The organism is Chryseobacterium sp. TB1-D10 (genome assembly GCF_059803555.1).
This window is the reverse complement of record NZ_JAPFHB010000001.1, coordinates 83,565-101,674: the sequence shown is the minus strand read 5'-3', so window position 1 is coordinate 101,674 and position 18,110 is coordinate 83,565. Positions and strand designations below refer to the sequence as shown.

Sequence of the window (18,110 nt, the reverse complement as noted above, 5' to 3'; positions counted from 1 at the left end):
AGATTTTATAGATTTAGCAGATTAGTATAAAAGTTTAAATCTGCTGAATTTGCTTAATCAGCGAGAGAATAATATTAAAAAAATCTAATTAAATAGATTATAAAGCCACCTTTAAAATTTATGTTCAAAAAAATCAAGTTCAAGAAACTGCTGATGTTTGCGCCACTTATGACGCTGATGTTCTGTTTCAATTCTCCACAAAATGATGATGAAAAAATGCAGACCATTATGGTAAGCGTTAAAAACACACTTTCATACCTTCATTACAGCCCAAAACCAATTAACGACGCTTATTCCCAGGACGTTTTTGATAAATATATGGAAGACGTGGATGCGTCCAAAAGATATTTTCTTCAGTCTGATATGGACGAGTTCAAAAAACATTATACAAAACTGGATGATTACCTAAATAACGGGAATCTTGTTTTCTATAAATTGACCGTGGACAGACTTTATCAGCGTGTAGACGAGATTGATAAAATGGCTCAGGATATTCTATCAAAACCTATCAATCTTGAAGAGGACGAAGAATTGATCTTGGAACCTAAAAAAAGAGTGAATCCTGCTGACGCAAAACAACAGTACAACGAATGGAAAAAGTACATCAAGTACAACATCCTTCAGGAAATGGAAACTCTTACCAGCAAAGAAGAGGCTCAGAAAAAGAAAAAGGATTCGGTAGTAAACAATAAACTTCCTGATACTATAAAATATGCGCCGCTTTCTATGGAAAAAAAGCGTGAAAAAGCTACAGCAGAAGTTAAAGATCTGATTACGGATTCTTTTCGAAGATTCAAGAAAAGAAAAAAAATGGACTGGTTCTCAGTTTATATGAACGCTTACACAGAAGTTTTTGATCCGCATACAAACTATTTCTCTCCACAGAACAAGGAAGAATTTGATATGAATTTCACTGGAAAAGTAATTGGCATTGGCGCAATCATTCAGGAAAAAAGAGGATTCTTATATCTTGGCGCTTTGACGATTGGCGCACCAGCGTGGAAATCCAAACAATTGACAGAAGGTGACAAAATCTTAAAAGTCAGATCCAAACCGAAAGAAGAAGCAGTAAACGTTGTAGGAATGTTGTCTGATGAAGCCGTAAGATTGATCCGTGGAGAAAAAGGAACACCTGTAACTTTAACCGTTGAGAAAAAAGACAAGACCATCAAAGAGGTGACAATGATCCGCGAAGAAGTGGCGATAGAAGACACCTTTGCAAGAAGTATTTCAGTTACCGGGAAAAATGGAAAAAAATACGGATTCATTTATCTTCCTAGTTTTAATGTAGATTTTGAAGATCCAAAAGGCAGAAATGCTTCTGACGACATCAAAGCAGAATTAATCAAACTTAAAAAAGAAAATGTAGAAGGAATTATCCTGGATCTTAGGAGCAATGGCGGTGGTTCTTTGACAGAAGTTGGAGATATTATGGGCTTGTTTATGAATGCAGGACCTTACGTTCAGGTAAAAGACAGCCGTGGAAAAGTTCAGGTACTAAGCAACAAATCTAATGAGCCTATCTGGACTGGTCCGCTTGTAGTCATGCAAAATGAATTGTCAGCTTCGGCTTCCGAGATTCTTGCCGGTGCTTTTCAGGATTATGGGAGAGCTGCGGTTATCGGTTCACCTAGTTCTTTCGGAAAAGGAACAGTTCAGACGTTTGTGGAACTAAATAGATTCCTGAATACCAATGATGACTTTGGTTCTCTGAAACTGACAATCCAGAAATTCTACAGAATTACCGGAGAATCTACCCAGAGAAAAGGCGTGGAATCTGACATCAAAATGAAAGATTTCTTCTCTTATGCAGAAGTAGGCGAACGTTTTGACCAATATGCTTTGCCTTGGGACAAAATAGAAACAGCAAGTTACAAGAAACTTTCAACGCTAAATATTGCTCAATTACAGACAGATATAGACAAGCAGCTTGTGAACAACAACAATTATAAATTGTTACAGCAATCTGCAGAATGGAAGGAAGCGCTTGATAAAGAAGAGACAATTACGCTGAATCAAACCAAATTTAATGAGCTGATGAAAACGCGTAAAGCACAGATTGATAAGTTCAAAGTTCTGGATAAATTCAATAACGGATTGAAATTCACAATTCACCCGGACGAGGCAGAAAGAATCAAGAAAGACGAAGTTTTTGCCAAGAAAACCGAAAACTGGAGAAAAAATCTTGAAAGAGATTTCTATCTTGAGGAAACGGTAAATGCACTTTCGAAGATCAAATAAATAAAAAAGCGGAACTAAAATTTAGTTCCGCTTTTTTATGTTTAAAGAAATACTTTATTACTTCAAACTCTCAAAACTACGCTTGATAAAGTCCGTCAGCTCTTTTCCTTTCAAAAGATTCTGAGATAATTTTGCCAAATCCAAAGCCTGATTAATCATCGCACTTTTTTCTTCCGGATTCTCTTTCTTCAATAATTCTCCGGCAAAATCTGAGTTAGAATTTACAACCAGATTATACATTTCTGGGAAGCCGCCCATTCCGAACATTCCGCCACCGCCGGTTGCCTGCATATCTTTCATTCTTCTGATGAACTCAGGCTGAGTAAGTGTAAACGGCGCATCTGTAGAATCCAGATCTTCCAGTTGAACCGTAAACTTCTGATCATTGATAGATTCCTCGATGTTTCTCTTCAAAGCTTCTTTGTCAGAATCATTCAGTTTAGAAATAACAGGTTCGTCTTTTTTGATCAGATTATTGATGTGATCCGCATCCACTCTCGCAAAAGAAACATTGTCCTTAGAACCTTCCAATTTCTGGATCAAGTGTGGAACGATTGGAGAATCAAGCAACAAAACTTCATAACCTTTATCTCTAGCAGAAGCGATGTAGCTGTGCTGCTCATCAGCATTCGTTGCGTATAGAATCACTGTTTTTCCGTCTTTGTCTGTTTGAGTTGGTTTGATTTTCTCCACCAATTCATTCCAAAGATAATATTGGCCTTCCGTCGTTGGGTAAAGCGCAAATTTGTCAGATTTCTCATAGAATTTATCTTCCGAGATCATTCCGTACTCGATCACAATCTTGATGTCATTCCATTTTTGCTGGTAATCTTCACGATTTTCATTGAACAGAGAAACCATTTTGTCCGCCACTTTTTTCGTGATGTAAGAAGATATCTTCTTCACCGCGCCATCAGCCTGCAAGTAAGAACGGGAAACGTTCAACGGAATATCCGGAGAATCGATCACACCTCTCAGCAACATCAGGAAATCAGGAACAATGCCTTTCACCTCATCCGTCACATAAACCTGATTTTGGTACAATTGAATCTTATCTTTCTCGATATTAAGGTTATTCGCCAATTTCGGGAAGAACAAAACACCAGTCAAATTGAAAGGATAATCCACGTTCAAATGGATGTGGAACAACGGATCCTCAAACTGCATCGGATACAATTCTCTGTAGAAATTGTTGTAATCCTCCGCTTTCAGCTCACTCGGCGCTTTTGTCCAGGCCGGAGTCGGATTATTGATAATATTATCCACCTCAACCGTTTCCGCTTTTGCATCTTCGGCAGAACCTTCTGGTAAAGGCAAAGTTTCCGTTTTCGTTCCAAATTTAATTGGAATTTGATTGAATTTATTATATTTCGTCAAAAGCTCACGGATTTTGGATTCTTCCAAAAATTCCAAAGAATCTTCTGCAATATGAAGCACGATTTCCGTTCCTCTGTCAGACTTTTCGGTTTCTTCCAAAGTATATTCCGGACTTCCATCACAGATCCAACGAACCGCTTTAGTATCTTCTTTGTAAGATTTCGTGAAGATTTCCACTTTCTCAGCCACCATAAATGCCGAATAAAATCCAAGACCAAAATGGCCGATAATTCCTGCATCTTTCGCAGAATCCTTATATTTTTCAAGGAATTCCTCCGCACCGGAAAACGCAACCTGGTTGATGTATTTCTCAACTTCCTCGCCCGTCATTCCAAGACCTTGATCCTTGATGGTCAGCGTTTTCGCCTCTTTATCAATTTTAACCTCGATGATCGGATTTCCATAATCCACTTTCGCTTCACCAATCACGGTCAGATGTTTCAACTTCGTCGTTGCATCCGTCGCATTGGAGATCAATTCACGAAGAAAAATCTCGTGATCACTGTAAAGAAACTTCTTGATCAGCGGAAAAATATTCTCCACCGACACATTAATACTTCCTGTTGACATATTTATATTATTTTTTGTTTAATTAATTTTAAAATTCCCGAACTCTCAAACTCTCCCACTCTCAAACGTAATTAGACGACTGCCAAAAGCCAAAACTTTCCCCCGCGCTATTTTGTCACCGGGCTATCCGTTACAATCTTTTGCTTATCACGATTTGTCATTGATTGACGCATTTCCCAAGCAAAAGGATTTCCGCTACTATCCCTGTCGCGGGTTTCCACAGTCCGTCAAGATTTCACAAAAAAAAGACCATCCAACAATTAATGACAAATTGTCGCTTTGAAATATCTCTAATACAAAAGTCTTCGACTCCGCTCAGACTGACACTTTTAAAATGATGCAGATAGCATTAGAGTTGTCACACTGAGCGGAGTCGAAGTGTTTATCTACTAAAACTTATGTGTTCTTCATTTGCATTTAGAATTAACTCAATTTGACTTAAGTGTAAAAAAATTTTGTCTCTTTTGTGGTTTAAAAAAATCCTTACATTTACTTTCCACAACAAGAAAGCAAAATGCGCCACAAAATTCAAAATCAAAACCCTGATTTCAAGAACATTACATTCAATTCCAATTCAGAAAATTACACTTTTGAAAAAGACGGCTTGGAACTGAAATCAAAATACACCAGCGAAGACGTTAAAAACAAAGACATCAAAGCCGGCTCCGCAGGGATTGCGCCTTTTCTTCGTGGTCCCTATTCTACGATGTACGTTCAGAAACCTTGGACCATCCGCCAATATGCAGGGTTTTCCACAGCAGAAGAATCCAATGCTTTTTACAGAAGAAATCTCCAAGCCGGACAAAAAGGATTGTCGGTTGCATTTGATTTGGCAACACACAGAGGTTATGATTCCGACCACGCAAGAGTCGTCGGCGACGTTGGAAAAGCAGGCGTTGCGATAGATTCGGTTGAGGATATGAAGATTTTATTCGACCAGATTCCATTAGACGAAATCTCAGTCTCGATGACGATGAACGGAGCGGTTTTGCCGATTTTATCTTTTTATATTGTTTCCGCAGAAGAACAAGGTGTTTCTATGGACAAACTTTCCGGAACCATTCAAAATGACATTTTGAAGGAATTTATGGTTCGGAATACTTACATCTATCCGCCAACGCCTTCAATGAAAATCATCGCCGATATTTTCGAATATACTTCTAAAAATATCCCGAAATTCAACTCGATTTCGATTTCCGGTTATCATATGCAGGAAGCTGGCGCAACGCCCGTTTTGGAAATGGCATACACTTTAGCCGACGGTTTAGAATATGTAAGAACAGGAATCAAAGCCGGAATGAATGTCGATGATTTCGCTCCGAGATTATCATTCTTTTGGGCCATCGGAATGAATCATTTTATGGAGATTGCGAAAATGCGTGCTGCAAGATACATTTGGGCGAATCTTTTGAAACAATTCAATCCTCAGAATCCAAAATCTTTAGCCTTAAGAACCCATTCGCAAACATCTGGATGGAGTTTGACAGAGCAAGAACCTTTTAATAATATCACCAGAACAACAATTGAAGCGTTGTCTTCAGCTTTGGGCGGAACACAATCTTTGCACACGAATGCTTTGGATGAAGCGATTGCTTTGCCAACAGATTACTCCGCTAAAATTGCCAGAAATACTCAAATTATTCTTCAGCAAGAATCGGGAATCTGTGACGTTGTTGACCCTATGGGCGGAAGTCATTTGATAGAATCTCTCACTCAACAAATGATTGAGGAAGCAATGAAATTCATAGATGAAGTGGAAAAAGAAGGCGGAATGACCAAAGCGATCGAAGCGGGAATCCCGAAAATGAGAATCGAAGAAGCTTCGGCCATCAAGCAGGCAAAAATTGACAGCGGAGAAGAATTTATCATCGGCATTAATTCCTTCAAATCAGATTTAAAACAGACCGAAATCGAAATCCTCGACATCGATAATACGGAAGTCCGCAGAAAACAAATTGAAAGACTAGATTCAATAAAATTAAATCGAAATTCTTCAAAAGTTGATGAAATTTTAAATAAAATCCGAGAAACCGCAAAAATGGGAACTGGAAATCTTCTGGAATTGTGCATCGAAGCAGCTCGCAGAAGAGTCACACTCGGCGAAATGAGCGATGCTATGGAAGAAAGCTTCGGACGTTACAAAGCCAATATCAGAACCATATCAGGAGTTTACGCAATGAATGCAAGCAAAAATGAATACTTTGAAAAAGCAGTTGCTTTAAGTCAGAAATTTGAAGACCAGGAAGGAAGACGACCAAGAATTATGGTTGCGAAAATGGGACAAGACGGTCACGACCGCGGAGCAAAAGTCGTAGCAACCGCATTTGCCGATATGGGATTTGATGTCGATGTTGCACCATTATTTCAAACACCGGAAGAAGTTGCGAAGCAGGCTGTGGAAAATGACATTCATATTTTGGGTGTTTCGTCTTTGGCGGCTGGTCACAAAACTTTGGTTCCACAAGTTGTGGAAGAACTTAAAAAACTCGGTGCAGACGATATCACCATCGTTGTTGGAGGTGTCATTCCACAGCAGGATTATGAATTTTTATATCAAAACGGCGCGCATCATATTTTTGGTCCAGGAACGAATTTGCCGAAAAGTGCGGTGGAGATTTTGGAGAAATTTTTAGCTTAACCTTTATTATAAGTAATGTTTGGAAAACTAAATAAAAAATACAGCAATGCCCTACTTTCATTCAATTTTTATGCTCTCGCGATTTTAGTAATATTTTTAATTGCAATCTCGGGAAGGTTCAAATCGGGGTCTTGTACACCAAACTTAGATATCCTGTCCGTAATCTTTTTATACCTTATTTCTTTTATTCTTCTTTTAATCAATGGAGTAAGAGTCTTCTATTATAAGAAACCCAACAAATATTCTTTTTACATACATTTAATTGCATTTTCTCTATTGACATTTTTTTTCTTCACATTTAAAAAATAATTCTATATTTGCACCTGAAAATCAAGTTCAACCAATAAAAAACAACGAAGCAATGTTCAAATACAATCAACATACATCAGTAGGATTGCCTTTTGCAAAGGCGAGGCTTCGTGGTTTGGTACCTTCTTAGAACAACAGTATAATGAAATATCAAAACCCGGAGTCGTAAGATTTCGGGTTTTTTATTGCGCAATATTTCAAACTCAAAACAGTTTCCCCGAAATCAATTTTTTTGTTAGGAGCTTAATCCCGTTTGCAGTTTATACTGAGCTTGTCGAAGTGCTGTATCTTTTTTTGCCATCGCTTTTTTCAAGCCAATGCTAAAAAAAGGATTTCCACTGCAATCGGGGCTAGGGTTTTCTGCTCCAATCAAAATATTTGTCTGAAAATAGAAAATTCCGACAATCAAGCCATTAAAAATTAGAAAAAACCACAAAGTGATGACGCCAAAATTTTGGATTCAACACACCAGCAAAATTTTCAAAGTTTGAAAAAGCCTTGAAAAGGCGAAATCAAAAGCATTGGGTGAAGCCCAATGATAGAAAGAAATTGAGAGGTTGCGAAGCCCTGAAATTGAAGATTCGACGTAGTCAAAGGGCGAAATCATTTAGCGGTAATTTTCTTTAACAACAAATTAAAAAAAATCAACTAATAATTTAGTTGAATAAAATCTGATGCGGGAATGTCTATCATCTCACATCTAAAATCTAAAAAGATGGGAAATTTAAAATTAAAAGGAAAAGATATATTAAAATTAGGCTATCCAAACAACCAGAGCGTCAACATCGCTTTGGAAGTAATGAAAAGAAATTTTGCAACCAAAAATATTCATTATGTGAAATCTCTTCTCAAGGAAATCCAGCAGAATCCGGAGAACTTCGAGAAAGATTTAACCTTCGGACAAATCGCAGAAGCTTTGATTTCATCCAAGAAAACTGAAAAAAGAATGCTCAATACCAACCGGGCGTCTTTCGAGATTTTCGGAAACAATATTTCAGAGGAAGCAAAAAACCAACTCTACACCGCACTGAAACTGCCAATTGCAACACAAGGCGCTTTGATGCCCGATGCACACAGCGGTTACGGACTTCCAATCGGTGGTGTTCTTGCAGTAGAAAATGCCGTGATTCCTTATGGAGTAGGGATGGATATCGGATGCAGAATGTCGCTCAGTATTTTGGATACGCCAATTTCATATCTCGACGGCGCGAAAGACAAATATGAAAAAGCGCTTGCCGAACACACCAAATTCGGAATGTATGAAACGCACAAATCTCACGTCGACCACGAGATTTTCGACAAAGATACGTTTGATTTAATTCCGATTTTGAGAAGATTAAAAGGTAAAGCCATCAAACAAATGGGAAGTTCCGGCGGTGGAAATCACTTTGTAGAATTCGGGGAAGTGGAAATTATGGAAGAAGACAAGCAAATCAATCTTCCGAAAGGTAAATATCTCGGAATTCTTTCACACAGTGGTTCGCGTGGTTTGGGAGCCGAAATCGCTCAATATTATTCGAGAGTGGCGACCGAACAGTGTCCGTTACCAAAAGGAGCGCAAAACTTCGCCTGGCTGGATTTGAACACGCACCTCGGATTAGAATACTGGACGGCGATGAATCTTGCGGGAGATTACGCTTCGGCCTGTCACGACGATATTCACAGAAGATTGGTGAAAGCGGTCGGCGGAAGAGTGAAAGCCACAATCGAAAACTATCACAACTTTGCGTGGAAAGAAATCCACAACGGGAAAGAAGTAATCGTTCACAGAAAAGGCGCCACTCCGGCCAATGAAAACGAGTTGGGAATGATTCCCGGTTCGATGACGGCAAAAGGTTTTATCGTGCGTGGAAAAGGAAATCCGGATTCACTGAACTCGGCTTCACACGGAGCAGGACGGGCTTTTTCGAGAGGGGAATGCAGAAACCGTTTCACTCAAAATGACATCAAGAAAGAATTAAAACTCAAAAATGTCACCTTGATGGGCGGAAATGCGGAAGAAGCACCGATGGCGTATAAAGACATCAATGAAGTGATGAATGGGCAAAGTGAATTGGTCGATATTCTCGGAACTTTTCAACCCCGAATTGTGAGGATGGATAAATAAAATGGTTGTTAGTTTTTGGTTGATGGTTGTTAGAATTTTAACACCGTCAACTGACAACCATCAACCGACAACAAATTAAAAAACAATGGACAAAATAATACAAATCACCTCAGGAAGAGGACCTTTGGAATGTCAATGGGTAGTTGCCAAAGTTCTGAAGGTTTTCCTCGAGGAGGCAAAACAAAATAAAATCGATTACGAAATCATTCACCGTGAAAATGGCGATGAAAACCTGACTTTGAAATCTGCGACCTTACTTTTAAAAGGAAAAGGAGCAAATGAATTTCTGAAAAACTGGCTTGGTAGCATTCTTTGGATTGGGAAAAGCACTTTCAGAAAATTCCATAAACGAAGCAATTGGTTTATCGGGATTTTCGAATTGGAAGGTTTGGAGAAAATTGAATTTAATGAGAAAGAAATTCAGTTTCAGACGGCGAGAAGTCAGGGAAGCGGCGGACAAAACGTGAATAAAGTAGAAACTGCTGTTCGTGCGACTTATCCGAAAACCGGACAGAGTGTTTTCGTGCAGGATTCCCGTTCGCAACTGGAGAATAAGAAGCTTTCGATTATCCGCTTGAAAGAAAAAGTGATGGAATTTCACATTCAACGTATGCAAAAGCAAATGCAGGAAACGTGGAATAATCATTTGAATGTTCAGAGAGGAAATCCCATTCGGACATTTTCCGGAACCGATTTTAAAAAGAATCATCAGGAGAAATCTTTCAAAAAAGAAAGAAGTCAACTGAAAAATGAATTAAAAAACTACAGAAATGACCTTAACTAAAAGTAAATATTATTTTGAAGCGTTGGATAATTATCCCTACAGCTTACCAGATTGTCTTGAAGCGTTGAACTACGCACTTTCTTACGACCCTGAAGATGCCGATTCGCTTTGTCTGATGGGAAGAATCTACAGCGAAATGCTCAACGATTACGAAAAAGCAAAGCTTTATTTCGAAGAAGCTATGCAATGCGATGTAACAAATCTCAATACGCCAAAATATTATATCAAATGTCTTTTGGATAACGAAGATTTTCAGGAAGCGGAAAAACTGATTGCTTATGCTTTGAAAATCAAGGGAATTGACAAGGCTGTTTTATGGTATTACAGAGCTTTGCTTTCCGAGATGAGAGGAAGTTTTCCGAATGCTTTGAAATTTTTGAAAGAAGCAAAACAATTCAGTTATAATAAGGAAATGCTTGAATTCCTAAAAGAAAGAGAGCTGTTTATCAAATCGAAAATGCCCAAAAAGCCGAAGAAAAAATCAGCTAAAAAGAAGAAGGAAACCAATTAAGGTTTCCTTTTTTTTATGATGTTGCTGATTAATTATATAGAAATCTTTTGTATTATTTTTTACCAAATGACAAATCAAGAAAGAATTATTCTCCCTAAATTTCCACAATGAAAGAACTATTCGATTTTATTTTACGGTTTGGAAATCTGAATGTGCAGCAGATCGACTTTATTAAAAGTAAAGCTCAAGAAATTGATTTTCAAAAAGATGAATACTTTTCAGAAGCCGGTAAAATTGCAAATCAGGTTGGATTTGTGGTTGACGGAATTCTGCGTGTCTGCTATTACAATAATGAAGGCGAAGAGATCACAAAATATTTCATCGACGAAAACAATCTGGTTGTTGATCTGGAAAGTTTTGACAATCAAATTATTTCAAGTTCTTATGTTCAGGCAATTACAGATTGTAAGATGATCATTTTTTCCAGGAAAGACTGGCTGGAACTTATACAGACTATTGTTGGTTTCGATGTTATAGTTAACAAAATCATTTCCAGGGCATTATTACAGAAAGTTGAGCGAAGAAGTCCGTTGGTAACCGAAGACGCAACAAAGCGTTATCTCAAATTCCTGGAAATCTACCCGAATGTAGTCAACCGGATTCCGCTGTCGTATGTTGCTTCTTATCTTGGTGTTACGCAATCTTCACTCAGCCGGATCAGGAAAAATATTTAATTAAATTGCTTTTTGTCATTTGGCAAATGCTATTGTTTTTAATTGGCTCAATTTTACATCATCAATTTAAAACAAGAAAAAATGACAACAGTATTAATAACAGGTGCCAACAGAAGTATTGGTCTTGAAACCGCAAAACAGCTTTCTCAAAAAGATTTATTCGTTTATCTGGGAAGTCGTGATTTGGCGAAAGGCGCAGCAATTGTAAAAGAACTTAATGAACAAGGATTCAACAATATCAAAGCAATTGAAATAGACGTCACTAATCCGGAATCAATTTTATCAGCAAAAAACATCGTTGAAAAAGAACAGGGGAAACTGGATATTCTAATTAACAATGCCGGAATTCTTGGAACTCAACCTCAAACGGCAACAGAAACGTCTGTTGAAAATATCAAAGAAGTTTTTGAAACTAATTTCTTCGGTGTGATCAATGTGACGCAGGCATTTTTGGATTTGCTTAAAAAATCTGACAAACCGAGAATTAGCAATATCACTTCCGGACTTGGCTCATTGACACTTCACAGCGATCCGAGTTGGAAATATTATCAAGTTAAAAACGCAGCTTACGGACCTTCAAAAACAGCATTGAATGCTTACACAATTGTCTTAGCTTATGAATTGAAAGATTCAAATTTCAAAGTGAATGTGATTGATCCGGGTTATACAGCTACAGATTTCAATCATCACAGCGGTCCGGGTTCTATAGAAAGTGCGGCATCATTCATCATCAAACATACTTTGACAGAAGATGATGCGCCAACCGGACAATTTTACAGTAATGATATTGAAGATGAAACAGGAATAAGTCCTTGGTAGTATTCTTAAAACAAATAACAAAAAGAGAAACTTTAGAGTTTCTCTTTTTTATTTTAATTATTTCTTAGCATTGGCATTTACGTAAGCTAAAACCCAATTGGTTTCTTCCGCATTCAGTTTTGCTTTTGGAGCCATTCTTGTCATAATCGGCTGCCAATCTGCTACTGTGAACTCAGATGGCGAAGGCAATCCGTGGCATCTTCCACATTTTAAATTAAATAAATCTTCTCCTTTTTTAAGCATCTCTTCTTTGGTAAGATTAGCTGTTGCTGTCGATATAGCTGTAGAAACTGTTGGCGTGGTTGCTGTTGGTGTAGCTGTCTGCGTTTTGCAAGAATAAACGATGACGCCTAAAAGACACAAACTATATAAGTATTTTTTCATTATTTTTGAATTTGATTTTCATCAAAAATAATTAATTTGATGGCAGTTTATAACGCTCTCTTCTAATTTGTAACAATTCCAAATATCCAAAATGGCAAAGCAATTCGGTATCGACGATTACATCAATGGAATCAACGCGTCTGATAAACGGATACTTGGGAAAGCCATTACCCTCATTGAAAGTAAAAAGCCCGAACACAGAGATCTTGCTGATCAGCTTTTGAAAGCAATTATTCCTTTCACAGGAAAATCAATTCGGGTTGGAATTACGGGCGTTCCGGGAGCTGGCAAATCAACTTTTATAGAAACATTTGGAAAATTAGCGATTGAAAAAGGAAAAAAAGTCGCTGTTCTGGCTGTTGATCCAAGTTCGTCCATTAATAAAGGAAGTATTCTTGGCGACAAAACCAGAATGGAAGAATTGGCAAAAGATCCAAACGCATTTATCCGGCCAAGTCCGAGTTCAGGTTTTCTTGGCGGCATTGCAAATACAACTTTTGAAAGTTTATTAATTTGTGAAGCAGCAGGTTACGATTATATTTTGATAGAAACCGTTGGTGTCGGGCAAAGTGAAACGTTGGTAAATGATATTACCGATGTTTTCGTTTTTCTTAAAATCATTGGCGGAGGCGATGAACTTCAGGGCATCAAACGTGGCATTATGGAAATGGCAGATTTGATTTTCATTAATAAAGTCAATTCCGAAAATCTTGCAAAAGCCAAATTGACAAAAACCGAATTATCCAGAGCTTTACAATTTATCACAGCGAAAGAAAAAGACTGGAAAGTGCCTATTATTCTTGGTTCGGCTTTGGAAAATGAAGGCTTCACGGACACTTTTGAAAAGATAGAAAACTTTATTTCTCTTAAAAATAAGAACGGAACCTTTATAGAAAATCGAAAAACTCAGGCTGAAAAAAGGTTTGAATTCTGGGTTAAGGAATATATTCTTGAGAAAGCAAAAAGAGACAATTCACTCGAAAATTCTTACCTCGAACATAAAAAAAATGCTTCCGAACTCAATTCAAATTCGAGCTCTGAAGCCAGGGAATTTGTCAAAAAATTATTTGATAATTAATTATTTCGCAGCTGAAAGATTTCCATCAAAACTGATCGGCTGTCTGTTGTTAGAACTTACCGACAAAAATGCACTTCCGTTTTTGAAAATCTCCAGATTGAAAACATAGCTTTCTCTTTGGTCTACTGTCGTAATTACAAACAGCGTATTACCTTTTTTGGTTGTGGATTGTTTTATCCTGAAGTCCTTAGACTCGAATCTGATTCCACCGTTATTTGCGTCACCTGGAGTAGCACTAAAAGCTCTTCCAAAATAAGGTAAAGCAACGCTGAACAAATCCTTTTTTAAATTAAAACCATAACCGGGGTCAAGATTCAGAATACGTGTTCCAGTCGAACCCGGCATAGAATTCATCACATTGATGACATCATAATTTGTTGGGAAAGTTTTGGTTGCGTTAAAATCAAATTCTTTCTTTTCAACAACAGCATTTAAAGTTGTTGGCTCCAAATAGATTTGGCTTCCGCAACTTACTGTCATCAAGGCTAAACTGAATATTAAGATTAAGGATTTCATTTTCAAATTTTTATAAAGTTAATGCAACAAGAATGATGCAACTTTTAGATTCAATAAAAACGGAAAAGTTAATGGTTGTGTTCCAATTCTTTTCTGGAATCGCTGAAAATTTTCAATATTTTGTCTTCTTCATTTTCCCAGCAAAGTTCATCAGAAGCCACATTAAGGTTATGAAGATAATAAGCTTTACCATTTTCCAAAACCAGATTTATTTTCTCTGCAAGATGTTCTGGCGAATGATTTTCTATGATCTCCCCTACTTCAAAAGAATTAACAATATTTGTCATTTCAGGAAAGTTAGAAACAACGACAGGTACTCGGGATTGGATATAATCTGAGATTTTATTTGGCAAAGAATAATAATAACTTAGTCCGTTGTTTTCTTCTATACTCAATCCTACATCAGCTTTTGGCGTAATTTCCCGGAGTTCTGCTGGTGACAGCTTACCAAGAAATTTTATTTTATGCTCAATTCCAGATTGTTTAGCCAATGCCCAGAATTCGCATTCCAGCGGTCCGCCTCCGGCAATCCACAATTCAGCATTTTGAATCGATTGCATTGCAAGAATTGCTTTGTCTATTCCACGGGAATAATTGAGCCAACCCTGATACAGAATTATTTTTTTTGAATTTTCTTTCGTTCCGGTAAACTCAATTTTTCTGGGCAGATTATTGATGACAACCGGCTTATTGATCTCGTATTCTTTTACAAACCAATTGGCGTAGGAATTACTTGCCGTAATCATACGTTTGATTTTTGGAATAAATGTTTTCTCGATTTTCTTCCATACGTGTTTCACCCAACGACCCTGGATTGTTGGCATTTCAGTAAAGATCTCGTGGCTGTCAAAAATGATTGGAATCTTAAGTTTCTTGGAAATCAGATAATTTGGCATAAGTGTTTCCAAATCATTGGCCAATAAAATGGTCTTATTGTCAGCATGTTTTAGAAGTTCTTTGTATAATTTTCTTTGGAATTCTATGTAAGCAAAACGTAATATTTTCGATTTTAATTCGATTCTGAAAAAAGGATAAGGCCGTTCCATTTCCGGCGTCCCAAGCCAATTACATCCAATAAGAACAGGTTCATAGCCGTTATCATAAAGTGTTTTACATACCTTCTCCACGCGCTGGTCGGTATATAAATTGTTGAAAACACTTACGATTACTTTCATTTTAATTCTTTTTGAAAATATTATAGATCTGAATTAAAGCAAGAATTCCATTTGGAATAATGATTGGCCAAAGCATTCCGCTATAAATTCCATAGATTACAAAACAGATGCAGCCCAATAAATTGATGGTTCTGATCGTTTTAATATCTTTCAGCAGAAAACTAGCAACGACAAAAGCTGAAGCTAAATAACCAACGTATTCTGACCAATTATTCATTAACATTTATTAAGGATTACAAACCTAAACAATTTTTAAAAAAATCAGGTCATAAAGTCCATTTTTTTCTGATGGCAATCTATTTGCAAACAAATATTTAAATTTTACAATAATTAATTGTAGGATTTATCATAAAAAACATAACTTAGTGTATAATTTTTAATTATGGATTATAAATTTTCAGACGGTTTGAACCGCGTGTTCAAGCAAAGCAAAAATGAAGCAAGGCGTTTGCAGAGTGAATTTCTGAATACTGAACATTTCCTTTTAGGAATCATCAAAACTGAAAATTCTGCGAAAGAGATCCTCGAAAGTCTAAGTGCGGATCTTACCCAAATAAAAAGAAAAATAGAAACCCTGAGTTCAGCAAACTCTAACCCGTTTACTGCAAATATGGGAAGCATTTCTTTTACAAAAATGGCAGATCAGGCTGTAAAAAGATCTGAGCTGGAATGTCGCCAATATCAATCTGCTGACATCAATACAGTTCACCTACTTTTAGGTGTTTTGTACAAACAAGAAGATCCTACAGCGAATATTCTTCAGGCTTACGATATCGATTATGATGCTGTTCAAAAAGCATACAGAACGATGTTGAAAAACACCGATCAGTTGCCACAAAATAGTGCATACGATGACGATGAGGAGAAAGAAGAACCTTACAGCCAGATGAAAAAACCTTCGGGAAATCTTGGCGCTCAAAAAAGCAAAACGCCAACTTTGGATAATTTTGGTCGTGATTTGACTTCTCTCGCAAGAGACGGAAAACTGGATCCGGTAATTGGTCGTGAAAAAGAAATCGAAAGGGTTTCTCAGATCTTATCAAGAAGAAAGAAAAACAATCCGCTTTTGATTGGTGAACCAGGAGTTGGTAAATCAGCAATTGCAGAAGGTTTGGCTTTGAGAATTCAGCAGAAAAAAGTTTCTCGAGTTCTTTACGGTAAACGTGTTATTACTTTAGACTTAGCAAGTTTAGTTGCCGGAACCAAATATCGTGGACAATTCGAAGAGAGAATGAAAGCGATTATGACGGAACTCGAGAAAAACCGTGATGTCATTCTTTTCATTGATGAGTTGCATACGATTGTTGGCGCAGGAAGTTCTACCGGAAGTTTAGATGCTTCCAATATGTTCAAACCAGCTTTGGCAAGAGGTGAAATCCAATGTATTGGTGCTACAACTCTTGACGAGTACAGACAATATATCGAGAAAGATGGAGCCTTGGAACGTCGTTTCCAAAAAGTAATGGTGGAGCCAACTACGGTAGACGAAACGATTCAGATCCTTCATCAAATCAAAGATAAATACGAAGATCACCACAATGTTCATTACACAGATGAGGCTATCAACGCTTGTGTGAATTTGACAGCGAGGTATATTACAGACAGATTCCTTCCGGACAAAGCGATTGATGCGATGGACGAAGCCGGATCTAGAGTTTATATCAAAAATATGAAAGTTCCTTCCGAAATTATCGAGCACGAAACGCGCATCGAAGAAGTGAAGGAATTGAAACAGCAAGCAGTGAAAGCTCAGGATTACCTTGAAGCCAGAAAACTGAAAGACGAGGAAGAAAGACTTCAAATCGAATTGAATCTTGCTCAGGAACAATGGGACAAAGACGTCAAAGAGAAAAAAGAAGAAGTAACGGAAGAAAGTGTTGCGGAAGTTGTCTCTATGATGAGTGGCGTTCCAGTGACCAAAGTTGGCAAAAATGAGCTTGATAAACTGGCTCAGATGGATGAGAAACTGAACGGAAAAGTAATTGGACAAGAAGACGCTGTGAAAAAAGTGGTGAAAGCCATTCAAAGAAACAGAGCTGGTCTTAAAGATCCAAATCGTCCAATCGGAACATTCATTTTCTTAGGAACAACCGGTGTTGGTAAAACCGAGCTTGCTAAAGTAATGGCTCGTGAATTATTCGACTCAGACGAAGCTTTGATTAGAATCGATATGAGTGAGTATATGGAGAAATTTGCGGTTTCCAGATTGGTCGGAGCGCCTCCAGGATACGTTGGTTATGAAGAAGGTGGACAATTAACAGAAGCTGTGCGAAGAAAACCTTACGCAGTCGTTCTTTTAGATGAGATTGAGAAAGCGCATCCAGATGTTTTCAACATTTTGCTGCAGATTTTGGACGAAGGTTTCGTAACCGATTCATTAGGTAGAAAAATTGATTTTAGAAATACAATCATTATTTTAACTTCGAATATCGGAACAAGAGACCTGAAGGACTTCGGAGATGGTGTAGGATTCGGAACCAATGCGAAGAAAACAAATACCGATGCAAGAGCAAGGTCTACGATTGAGAACGCTTTGAAGAAAGCATTTGCACCGGAATTCCTAAACAGAATAGATGACATTATTATCTTCAACTCTCTTGAGCAAAAAGATATTAAGAAAATCATCGATTTGGAATTGTCCAAATTGTATGGCAGATTGGAAAAATTAGGCTACAGAATCGAGTTGACGGAAGAAGCAAAAGATTTCATCTCGGAAAAAGGATGGGACAAAGATTTCGGAGCTAGACCTCTGAAACGTGCGATTCAGAAATATATCGAAGATCTCTTAGCCGAAATGCTTGTCAATAAGCAATTTGGAGAAGGTGAAACCGTTGTTCTGAAAGTAAATGAAGCCAAAGATGGTTTGGAAGGCGAAACTGTGAAAGAAGAACAGATTGTAAAATAAATCATTTCAAATTTATATAGAC

General features: G+C 37.5%; 14 protein-coding genes. 9 read left to right on the top strand and 5 right to left on the bottom strand.

The genetic code is table 11. The features are described 5' to 3' along the window. Positions 1–120 precede the first annotated feature (120 nt). Positions 121–2,241 carry a carboxy terminal-processing peptidase gene (locus OPU68_RS00475; protein WP_498471979.1) on the top strand — a complete coding sequence of 707 codons (2,121 nt, stop codon included), beginning with the start codon at positions 121–123 and terminating at the stop codon, positions 2,239–2,241. A gap of 57 nt (positions 2,242–2,298) precedes the next feature. Here OPU68_RS00475 and htpG read toward each other — a convergent pair whose 3' ends face one another. Next, positions 2,299–4,188, bottom strand: coding sequence for a molecular chaperone HtpG (htpG, locus tag OPU68_RS00470; RefSeq protein ID WP_498471978.1), 1,890 nt, complete (start codon positions 4,186–4,188; stop codon positions 2,299–2,301). A gap of 514 nt (positions 4,189–4,702) precedes the next feature. On the opposite strand from htpG, the gene scpA reads away from it, so the two are divergent. From scpA to OPU68_RS00440, 6 genes are all read left to right on the top strand, one after another. Next, positions 4,703–6,826, top strand: a complete 2,124-nt coding sequence (gene scpA, locus OPU68_RS00465) for a methylmalonyl-CoA mutase (protein WP_498471977.1) — start codon at positions 4,703–4,705, stop codon at positions 6,824–6,826. Positions 6,827–7,850: 1,024 nt separating this feature from the next. Further along, positions 7,851–9,242 carry an RtcB family protein gene (locus OPU68_RS00460; protein ID WP_498471976.1) on the top strand — a complete coding sequence of 464 codons (1,392 nt, stop codon included), beginning with the start codon at positions 7,851–7,853 and terminating at the stop codon, positions 9,240–9,242. Between the two features lie 85 nt (positions 9,243–9,327). Further along, positions 9,328–10,026, top strand: coding sequence for a peptide chain release factor H (prfH, locus tag OPU68_RS00455; protein WP_498471974.1), 699 nt, complete (start codon positions 9,328–9,330; stop codon positions 10,024–10,026). Next, complete coding sequence (locus OPU68_RS00450; protein ID WP_498471973.1) at positions 10,013–10,537, top strand: tetratricopeptide repeat protein; 525 nt, start codon at positions 10,013–10,015, stop codon at positions 10,535–10,537. Before prfH ends, OPU68_RS00450 begins: the two co-directional genes overlap by 14 nt. Before the next feature lie 107 nt (positions 10,538–10,644). Then, positions 10,645–11,211 carry a Crp/Fnr family transcriptional regulator gene (locus OPU68_RS00445; protein ID WP_498471972.1) on the top strand — a complete coding sequence of 189 codons (567 nt, stop codon included), beginning with the start codon at positions 10,645–10,647 and terminating at the stop codon, positions 11,209–11,211. A gap of 81 nt (positions 11,212–11,292) precedes the next feature. Continuing rightward, a complete protein-coding gene (locus OPU68_RS00440; protein ID WP_498471971.1) occupies positions 11,293–12,030 on the top strand; it encodes an SDR family oxidoreductase in 738 nt (245 codons plus the stop codon). 57 nt (positions 12,031–12,087) lie between these two features. Here the strand turns inward: OPU68_RS00440 and OPU68_RS00435 are convergent, their stop codons facing one another. After that, the gene (locus OPU68_RS00435) at positions 12,088–12,414 is read right to left on the bottom strand and encodes a hypothetical protein (protein WP_498471970.1); all 327 of its coding nucleotides are present in this window, start codon (positions 12,412–12,414) and stop codon (positions 12,088–12,090) included. A 91-nt stretch (positions 12,415–12,505) separates the two neighbouring features. Here OPU68_RS00435 and meaB point away from each other — a divergent pair, with 91 nt between their 5' ends. Then, positions 12,506–13,492 carry a methylmalonyl Co-A mutase-associated GTPase MeaB gene (gene meaB / locus OPU68_RS00430; RefSeq protein WP_498471969.1) on the top strand — a complete coding sequence of 329 codons (987 nt, stop codon included), beginning with the start codon at positions 12,506–12,508 and terminating at the stop codon, positions 13,490–13,492. On the opposite strand, the gene OPU68_RS00425 is transcribed toward meaB, so the two are convergent. The 3 genes from OPU68_RS00425 to OPU68_RS00415 all read right to left on the bottom strand — a co-directional run bounded on the left by OPU68_RS00425 (position 13,493) and on the right by OPU68_RS00415 (position 15,400). After that, positions 13,493–14,008 carry a DUF4251 domain-containing protein gene (locus OPU68_RS00425; protein WP_498471968.1) on the bottom strand — a complete coding sequence of 172 codons (516 nt, stop codon included), beginning with the start codon at positions 14,006–14,008 and terminating at the stop codon, positions 13,493–13,495. It lies immediately after the preceding gene. A 68-nt stretch (positions 14,009–14,076) separates the two neighbouring features. After that, positions 14,077–15,183: a glycosyltransferase gene (locus tag OPU68_RS00420; RefSeq protein ID WP_498471967.1), complete on the bottom strand. Its 1,107-nt coding sequence runs from the start codon at positions 15,181–15,183 to the stop codon at positions 14,077–14,079. 1 nt (position 15,184) lies between these two features. Continuing rightward, positions 15,185–15,400: a uroporphyrinogen decarboxylase gene (locus OPU68_RS00415; RefSeq protein ID WP_498471966.1), complete on the bottom strand. Its 216-nt coding sequence runs from the start codon at positions 15,398–15,400 to the stop codon at positions 15,185–15,187. Between the two features lie 165 nt (positions 15,401–15,565). Here OPU68_RS00415 and OPU68_RS00410 point away from each other — a divergent pair, with 165 nt between their 5' ends. Next, positions 15,566–18,088, top strand: coding sequence for an ATP-dependent Clp protease ATP-binding subunit (locus OPU68_RS00410; protein ID WP_498471965.1), 2,523 nt, complete (start codon positions 15,566–15,568; stop codon positions 18,086–18,088). The last annotated feature ends 22 nt before the right edge of the window (positions 18,089–18,110 follow it).